Source organism: Desulfosarcina sp. (assembly GCF_033791525.1).
Taxonomy (GTDB): domain Bacteria; phylum Desulfobacterota; class Desulfobacteria; order Desulfobacterales; family Desulfosarcinaceae; genus Desulfosarcina.
The window spans coordinates 1-8321 of the sequence record NZ_JASJGN010000272.1; the positions used below are offsets into that span (position 1 = coordinate 1).

Here is an 8321-nt window from a genome sequence, read left to right on the forward strand (position 1 = left end):
ACCGCGTAAATAACCCAACATCTCAGCGATCGCCGGTTTCCAGAATAGCTTTTTGGTGGTCAGCACCGGCAAGTGTCCGCCGTTTACATCGTATTCAAAGTCTGCATTGATCACGGTCAGACAACGCTTCCCGGTTCGGGCATTTTTCACCCAAACGCCTTCATTGATGACACGCCGACAAAGCTCCAGATACGCTTTCATGCCGCCCCGATAGGTTGGACGACAAACGAGCCTCCAAACCCAATGGTTTCATAAACGGTTTCCTCCCTGATTTTTCTAAATCGTATCAGCCTTGACCCGATGGCGGTATGGCGTACGTGCCAACCACGTGCGCGACGGGTTCAGGGTTATCCCCGGAATATAATGCCACCTCGCCAAAAGCCAATGATTTCCCGACCTTTAATAATCGGCACACACCGATGATGTCCTTGTCTGACGACGGCTTTCTGAGAAAGTTGATCGTCAGGCTGGTCGTCACCGCGAGCGGAACCAACCCGATCTCGCTCAAAATGGCCACATACAGTGCAAAATCAGCCACCGTCATCAGCACCGGGCCCGACACTGTGCCACCAGGGCGCAATTCATCGAAACCGACTTTATGTCTGATGGTGGCCGATCGATCGCCAAACGCCTCGACAAGGCATTTATTTTGAGGATATTCAGCGCTCAAAAAACGATTCATTTCTTCTTTCGATACCACAATCTCTCTCCTTAAAAGCTAATCCCCGATGTGTGCAGCCTGCAGGCAGGCTGAACCATGCCGTGGTTCGCAGCCCTGCCCGGAGTTGCCGTCCCTGTTAGGTCGGATCCGGCTCCGTTTTTTTTCTTTGATAGAACTGCTGCAATCTTGTGTTCACTTCCGAGAAGTCTCCGACGCTGGAGTAGGCATTCAGCGTTTCAACCCTCAGGGCATCGTCCAGCCTGCGTCCGATGATGTCCAGGATGGTTTCTTTTGCGGAACGTACGGCCTGCTGGCTGTTCTGCAGAATCTGGTTCGCCAGTTCCTCGGCGGTGGCCATCAGCTGATCGTCGGGGACCACCCGGTTGACCAGACCCAACCGGTAGGCCTCATCGGCGCTGATCATGCGCCCGGTTAAAGCGAGGTCCAGCGCTACGGCCAGGCCGGCGATGGCCACGATCCGCACGATGCCCCCGTCGCCCTGATGCAGGCCCCGCCGCACCTCAAATGAGGCGAATTGAGCCGTCTCGGCGGCGATCCTGAAGTCGCAGGCCAGCGCGATCTCGAATCCGCCGCCGATCGCCGGGCCGTTCACCGCGGCAATGATTGGTTTGCAGATCCGGTGCTGCCCGCGCGTAATTCCACCGCCGAATCCCCGGCCAACGTTCTTGCGGATGTCCAGCATGTTTGCATGCTCCCACTTGGGTAGCCAGGTATTGAGGTCGGCCCCGGCGCAAAAGGCCCTCCCCATTCCGCTTACAATTGCGATATCAAGGGCATCGTCAGCATTAAAATCGGTCCATGCCTGCCACAGAGCCTCGTCGAGTTCGTCGTCCACGGCATTGAGGGTTTCGGGGCGGTTTAAGGTGATGTAGGCGATCCGGTCACGTTTCTCGTACAGAACCTTACTCATGGGTGATAGCTCCTCTGATTGGCTGACTGCGAACGGTTGAGCTTAGACGTGTATAATTTTTGTGCCTCGCTTCTCAAACGACTTTTTGGATGATCAACCGATGCCTTTATTTTTCTTATAGAAATATTCAGAAATTTTTTGTTCTTTAATTGATGCGTACATAGATATTAACATAAAAAATATTCCGAATAACCAGTTCCAGTATCCAATAAGGAGATCGCTTAGAATTTTTTCTTGAACGATGCCATAACCCACCCAGAAAAAAGCGGATAAAAAAGCAATGAACTGGAAAATGATCAATTTCTTAAAAGAGATTTTAAATTGTAGAACGAATACTAAAATTGTGAAAATATTACCAAGGTTGGCAAATATTATAAAAGAATAATTCAGAAAGTCATTGAATTTGAATAGAGATCCAAAAAGCATTAATGCGCTTTTATATCCACTGACTGGTTCACCAAATACGGCTAGGGCTGGTAGGAAGAATGAGAAAATGAAAATTGCAAAACCAAGGAAATATAATTTTCGTTTGACGCGCATTTGATTGCTTCTATTAACGGCCTCTTCAGCGGAGACGGAATGCTGCCTGCTGAAAGGCAATATTTTCTCATTCGGCCATCGGATTTAAACAGCGAACCTGGACATGCCCAAGTGCAGGGTCAGGTTAGACCTCACCGCATTATCGCCGGTTAATATTCTGTTTGCCGATGTACAATTCAAATCTCATTGCAACGTGATTTACCGCTGATAAATCAGAAATTTATTATTCCCAATAATTTCAAGCCGTCTCGAAAAAGCAAAAGAGCCAAAATGCATAATGCCAGACCTAATAGTCGCATTGTGTATATATACCAAGTGCCGTTCAGAAAAGATTTTGATCTGCCAACCAATACGGCCAATAACATTTTTGACCCGACCAGCAAGACATAAAAACTGCCTATGAAAGCAATGGAGGCCTTAACGTTCAGATTTATTGCCCTGCTCATGATCGGTCCGCCTACACTAAACCAGAAAAGGTAGGGGTGGGGACTCAAAGCATTTGCCAAAATCCCTTTTGCCAGGGAATTTGGCTTTGTGTCCGAAAATTCGGATTCGGGACTTTCAGGGTTCATGCTTTCATAGCCCATAAATAAAATAACACATCCCCCGATTAGTGAAATGATTCCGAGTATATGTTGAAAATCGGAGAGTTTTGAAAGAACAGCCAGAGTCACAATGATTATTGGCAAATCGGTGAAAATCGGCGACAGAGCGACTTTGATGCCGGATCTGATATCATGTTGAAGCGTTTCGGAAATTACAAGAGCCAGCAGCGGCCCGGGTGCAAAACCTGCGGATAAACCCAATACGATTCCGATGGTAAAAAATTCTGTCATTTCCGATTTGCCGTCTCAGTCGAAGTGGGTACAATACGCTTACTCTTCGCAAATGTTGTTATGAAGTATCTTTCGAAATCAACAATGCTAATGAGGCAGAATAAGAACTGCCCAGGATAATAATAGGTTTGTTATTGTTCATTATGAAAGCATAGCTCACAGCAGCTTCTATATCTTTCTTGGCATCCAAATATCCTGTACCCAATCCTTTTTGTTTTGCCAGAGCCGATGTTTCAATTATTACGCCGAAAACCTTCATTCCTGAGCGTTGGTCAATCGCCAAACACGAAAAACCCAATGTGTTAAATTTAGGTGCTGTTTCTCTATAATCTCCCCTGTTGCAGTGGGATTTATGGCAAAGTAAAATTAATCCTTTTGGCTGATCAACAGGATAGACATCTGCGGTAATACGTAATCCATCTTTAGATGGAAAATGTATGGTTTTAAAAGTTTTGCGTGCTGTTTTTTTCTTCATCATTCTGCTTTGGGTAATGCCATTAATATGTCAGAACCAACATTATGAATGAGCGGTCGCAGCGAAGCGGCGATCCGTTGCACTTGTTGATTTACAGCGCTGAGGGTTTAATACCCCGTCGCTTGCGACGATAAAATAGATTCCATCCTTCTGTGATACCTCGCTGCTTGCGGCGGGGTAGTTCATTATACCGCAGTTAGTCTTGATATTCATCCACTAATTTGTTTTCTGTCACTTCGTGAAAAGTGAGCACTACCCAATCTCGGGAACCAGCTTGAGGCTGATGCCATATATTACGACCTAACGAGGCCCAACGCTGCTCTAACCGAGCATCCATTGAACTTGTAAGTGCCTGAATCCTGGGGGAGACACTGTCCTTCACCAGGATCTCTCCGTCACCCTCAAGGGATAAGACCCTCTGCAGACTGTTAGGATGACGTTCGGTCTTGAAACTTGTGTTTGCGCGTAGTGCGAAAACTCTTGCTGATCCAATTCCCTCCGGAAGTCCTGCTCCAAATTTACTGAGCGGAACCGGCACTGCCCCAGCTAAGAGCGATTCATCCTGAGCGAGAAGCTTTTTTGATTTCTGAATCTCTATATCCAGATTGGTCTCTCGAACCATGGAATCCAGCTTTTCAAGAATGACTCGATTTTCTGACATCGGATCTATCCCCGTGGTCGCAGTCGAGCTGAGACACGCTTTTCTTGCGCGTCATTCTCCAGCGATATGTAATATTTTAACTGGGGTCATCCATCTCAACATACATCACATAACCAGTATCCCAAATGATGTTGCATTTCTGACAAATAAATTATCTTGATTTGTATTTGTCTCCAGGCACCAATTTATGCAACAATTTTCCACAAGAAGGACATCTACATAGCTTCATTCGGAAAACCAGCCAAGAAATTAATAACGCAGTATAGTCAAAAAAGAGAAAGCGAATTTGTGACTCAATTCAACTGGGCCTTTTTGCTGAAAATAGATTCCAACAACAAAGGAAACTATAGCTAAAATTAATAATAGTCTCTCCAACGTAACTGGTCAATTTGAAATGTGTGGGATGTTCTTTTATGTTTTCCATTATTTACCATATAACAATTACATCAGCGGCGCAGCTCTTCTGCGTCCGGTCGCACGGTCTTGTTAGCCGTATAGTACAAAATGTCCATATCTGGCTTCTCAGTGGCATAGTAGTGCACCCAGATGTAAACGTGACTAAAGGCTGCAACTATGAGTGCAGCTATCGAGTTGAGACCAACGGCAATTGCCCAAAATAAAAGGAAGGCATAAAGGTACATTCCGTTACTTGTGAAACGGAAAATACCTTTTTTCACGAGGGGCATCTCACGGTATCGAAGATCGAAATGATCAGCTCCTGCCGCTCGTGCCATTCCGAAATATTTCTTAACGCTATACATGGCGTAGATGCCAGACAAAGCGAGTAATGTTGTTAAGATGGCTAAATGAAAAATTGGGAGATTGAGACTGCCACGATCAATCCATGCCAATGTTAGCAGGGTGATGAAGCGACCAGAAAAAAGCAGAAAGAAGAATAAGAGGTATCTGTGGAAGCCAATGGATTTGCTTATCGCTCCGGAATGGAGTTCAAGTCGCCATGTTAACCACACAAAAATTTGATGCATAACGGGAAATGCTACTGCACTCCAGAAAGCGATTGGAAAAGGTTCACCTATATATTTCCATGCCATATAAACTAGGACGAGCAAGAGCGCCATGCAGCAGAAATGTAATGATTGACCTACCCAGAGTCTGGAATCCGTATTATTCTTGTTCATATCGAGCACGATGGTTTGGAATGAGGCATCTTGTAAATAAACTCCTGATGTCAACGTCAGCGTTCACGCGCGCGGTTTACCGTGTCGCAGTGTAACGCTATGTTGGCAATTTTTTTTTAGCCGTCGATATCTGGGTTCATTGAGTAGGTTCCCATGTGCGACGCACTCGCCAGAATGTGTCCTTTCATTGCCTCCAACGCGTCTTGACCGGTGAACTCGTCTTGGAGCCCCAGCGTTTCGATATCAAGTGCAAAGACCTCGAAGTAGTAGTGATGCACGATGCTGTCATTCCACGGCGGGCAGGGACCATCGTAGCCACCGTAGGTGCCCTCCATCTCGGGGTCTCCCGCGAACCATCCCGTGTAGTCGTTCTTGCCGGTCACGCCATGTTGGGTTAGACCTACAGCCTTGCCTCGTGGGGTGATGCCCCGACTGGCTGCACCCTCGTCCAGACCAGGCACATCGACAGGGATATCTACAAGAGCCCAATGAAAGAAATTCACGCGAGGCAGATCAGCGGGAACTACCTTGCCTTGCTGGTTCACGTCCTCTCCCGACGAAGGAACGTCTGGGTCGTGACAGATGATCGCAAAGGATCGCGTACCCGCGGGTGCATTAGACCAACGAATGGCAGGGCTCACGTTGTCACTTGGAGCAAATGGACTGTCGGTTCCCGGCCGACCAAAAGCGAATATGGCCGGAATAGCAGTACCGTGGGCCCATGAGTCAATGTAGATGGTAAATTGTTTTTTCAATGTCTGTTCTCCTTTCTGTCAAATATTAAACATTATACTACAGTCTCAGGCGCAATATCCTTATTAAGCCAACACAAGCATCACCCGCAATACCCATAGTGACGAAGGAACGGCGGGTATTGTCGGGTGAATGCACTTGTTGTGTGCCGGGCACGGCACGTATTCTAAAGGGTACGATGAGCATACCCTTTGTTTCAACGCTCATCAAGTCCCAAACCCAGCCAGATGGAGGCGAGTTGGAGTGCAACGGAAACGCGAGCCGCAGGCGAGAGTGAGCGCAGCGAGCGGCAACGGTATAGCGGTATGGCAACCGGGTATCTGGCGACGGTGCCTGGAAAGGAGGCCGCCCTGCCACGGCAGGGTACCGCGAGTGCACGGGGCGATGAACAAGAACCGAGTCAGGCGGGTTTGGTGGGACGAGCCTGAGAGAAAATTCAGAAATTCAGGTCAAATTCAGGGTCGGACCAAGCCATCTATCTGTAATCGTGTAAATATTATTTAATTTGACCCTGTATTTTACAGCTTAGCCGGCCTGTTTTGATACCAAAATCACAATTCTAAGGAGTCTTCCAGCTTCCAGGGTATTGCGTTTGTATCAGGAATGGCCGCGTTGTTCACTGTTCGGTCTGAGTCGAAAATCCCGTATGCCGCAATGGATTCCTTCAACTGATATCCGGTTGCCGACGTTTTTAAAGCGCGCCTGCCGACGGCACGGATACCCAGTGACTGTTTCACGTGCCTGATGAACGCCTCACTTCCCACCGCAAGGCTTCTGCCGAAGTGCTCTTGACGCTTTGGTTTGACTTTTAACTGGCTTTCTATCCATCCCCGATGCGTCCGGATAACTGTTTCCTTCGAATCCGCATTGAACAAGCCCCTCAGTTTATCGTGATCGATCAATCGGTATCGCTTTTTGGGTTTCTGAATCTCATGGTAACCGCTCCATTTCCATTCGGATGGGTGTTTCACCACACCGGCCCTGACCATATTGAGATCCACGTACACCAGGCAACGCCAAAGGTGCTCACCAGATTCAATAGCAGTGGCATGATAACGGTCCTCCCAGAAGGCACCCTTGCGGCCTTTACGCCGATTATACTCCTGACCGGACCTGCCTGCAATCAGTTGCATGGTCCTGGGAATGGAGTCATTGCCATTGTCGGCGGAAACAATCAGGTGAATATGGTTGGAAGTGACGATGAAATTCAGAATGGACAACTGGTAACGCTTTTTCGCTTCAAACAATAACTCAATCCAGCGAGTACGGTCTTTGGAAAACTTAAAAAGAAACTCATGCTTGTGGCACCGGTGGGTCAGATGCCAGATATGACCAGGAATGAAATGTCGGTTTGCGCGTGCCATTGATCAGTATTCTGCTTAGTGCTTAAAATGCAGGTTTTGACCCTAAAACTGAACGGCTAAGACCATTTTGGGTCTAGATTTTAATGCTTTCTTACATCATATCAATAGGTTGACTTGGTCCGACCCCGAATCCTCACCCCGAATCCTACCGAATCCCTGGGCCCCGAATCCCTGTCCGGTGGTGTGGGAAGGGGTGGCCGCGAGGCTACTCCCTATCCCGATCGGTTAATTATCACCCCATGAATAGATCTCCCGCACAGGCACAAAAGGAAATCCCGTCTCTGCTGCTCTCCGCACTTTTTCATTCATTACATCAATAAAAGAGAGCTTCAATCTCAGCATTTCAGACAAATCGAAACCGTCCATGCATATGAGGCGTTTCCCTTTACCGAAAGCTTGAAGCCCGACAGGAGAAAATCCAGAATTGCTTACGAATAGCCCTCGTGACCAAGATGCCTTCTGACCCAATTTACCTTCAAATGTATGTAAATCTGCCACGCCAGTTTGGGCGTTCTGCCACTTGGCTTCCAGCAGATAGGTCTCATTGTGCATCACAAAACTTCCATCTATTTGTTCTCCTGTTAGACGGAAAGAAGCTCGCCCAGCAAGCCCATAGGCGTTAAACAGTTCATTAAGAAACGCTTCGAAATCATATCCGCGCTTTTGTGGGGGCAAGGAGGATACCTGAATCAATCGAGAAATGAATTTACTCGAAACATCGTCACTGAGACTGGTTGAATTTTTCTCTTGCTTGACATCAGGAGTGTTTATCCCCCCAAGTCTTTTTAATATACTAACCAATAATTCACGCGCAGACTGTGAAATCGACTCTTCAGAGTAAATCTCCCATCCCTCAAGAAGACCATTGAAAAGGAGGCGGAGTTGATCATCCGTTGCCTTGTTCCAGAATGCCCTCATTCGATTTGCTTTGGAGCCTGAGCCATAATCGAAACGTGATTCA

The 8321-nt window shown here is 47.3% G+C and carries 11 protein-coding genes; all 11 read right to left on the reverse strand.

Features of this window, described 5'->3' with window-relative positions; genetic code table 11:
- Positions 1 to 201 (reverse strand): thymidylate synthase (locus tag QNK41_RS23070; protein WP_413815153.1); only part of this gene is annotated, 201 nt, incomplete at its 3' end.
- An 85-nt stretch (positions 202 to 286) separates the two neighbouring features.
- On the reverse strand, positions 287 to 700 hold the full coding sequence (locus QNK41_RS13600) for a PaaI family thioesterase (protein WP_319257821.1): 414 nt from the start codon (positions 698 to 700) through the stop codon (positions 287 to 289).
- Positions 701 to 797: 97 nt separating this feature from the next.
- Positions 798 to 1592: an enoyl-CoA hydratase/isomerase family protein gene (locus tag QNK41_RS13605; RefSeq protein WP_319257823.1), complete on the reverse strand. Its 795-nt coding sequence runs from the start codon at positions 1590 to 1592 to the stop codon at positions 798 to 800.
- Positions 1593 to 1685: 93 nt separating this feature from the next.
- Positions 1686 to 2132 carry a hypothetical protein gene (locus QNK41_RS13610; protein ID WP_319257825.1) on the reverse strand — a complete coding sequence of 149 codons (447 nt, stop codon included), beginning with the start codon at positions 2130 to 2132 and terminating at the stop codon, positions 1686 to 1688.
- A 212-nt stretch (positions 2133 to 2344) separates the two neighbouring features.
- Positions 2345 to 2968: a LysE family translocator gene (locus QNK41_RS13615; RefSeq protein WP_319257827.1), complete on the reverse strand. Its 624-nt coding sequence runs from the start codon at positions 2966 to 2968 to the stop codon at positions 2345 to 2347.
- Between the two features lie 58 nt (positions 2969 to 3026).
- Positions 3027 to 3443, reverse strand: a complete 417-nt coding sequence (locus QNK41_RS13620) for a hypothetical protein (protein ID WP_319257829.1) — start codon at positions 3441 to 3443, stop codon at positions 3027 to 3029.
- Positions 3444 to 3639: 196 nt separating this feature from the next.
- Complete coding sequence (locus QNK41_RS13625; RefSeq protein ID WP_319257831.1) at positions 3640 to 4104, reverse strand: hypothetical protein; 465 nt, start codon at positions 4102 to 4104, stop codon at positions 3640 to 3642.
- Between the two features lie 446 nt (positions 4105 to 4550).
- On the reverse strand, positions 4551 to 5297 hold the full coding sequence (locus QNK41_RS13630; RefSeq protein WP_319257833.1) for a methyltransferase: 747 nt from the start codon (positions 5295 to 5297) through the stop codon (positions 4551 to 4553).
- 62 nt (positions 5298 to 5359) lie between these two features.
- Positions 5360 to 5998, reverse strand: a complete 639-nt coding sequence (locus QNK41_RS13635; protein WP_319257835.1) for a YbhB/YbcL family Raf kinase inhibitor-like protein — start codon at positions 5996 to 5998, stop codon at positions 5360 to 5362.
- A 549-nt stretch (positions 5999 to 6547) separates the two neighbouring features.
- Positions 6548 to 7360, reverse strand: a complete 813-nt coding sequence (locus QNK41_RS13640; protein WP_319257837.1) for an REP-associated tyrosine transposase — start codon at positions 7358 to 7360, stop codon at positions 6548 to 6550.
- 225 nt (positions 7361 to 7585) lie between these two features.
- On the reverse strand, positions 7586 to 8321 hold a 736-nt coding region (locus QNK41_RS13645; protein WP_319257839.1), incomplete at its 5' end, for a restriction endonuclease.

Coding starts and splice junctions, on each gene's coding strand:
- QNK41_RS13625 (WP_319257831.1), bottom strand. CDS start 4,104: ATGTCAGAAAATCGAGTCATTCTTGAAAAGCTGGATTCCATGGTTCGA.
- QNK41_RS13620 (WP_319257829.1), bottom strand. CDS start 3,443: ATGAAGAAAAAAACAGCACGCAAAACTTTTAAAACCATACATTTTCCA.
- QNK41_RS13640 (WP_319257837.1), bottom strand. CDS start 7,360: ATGGCACGCGCAAACCGACATTTCATTCCTGGTCATATCTGGCATCTG.
- QNK41_RS13610 (WP_319257825.1), bottom strand. CDS start 2,132: ATGCGCGTCAAACGAAAATTATATTTCCTTGGTTTTGCAATTTTCATT.
- QNK41_RS13605 (WP_319257823.1), bottom strand. CDS start 1,592: ATGAGTAAGGTTCTGTACGAGAAACGTGACCGGATCGCCTACATCACC.
- QNK41_RS13615 (WP_319257827.1), bottom strand. CDS start 2,968: ATGACAGAATTTTTTACCATCGGAATCGTATTGGGTTTATCCGCAGGT.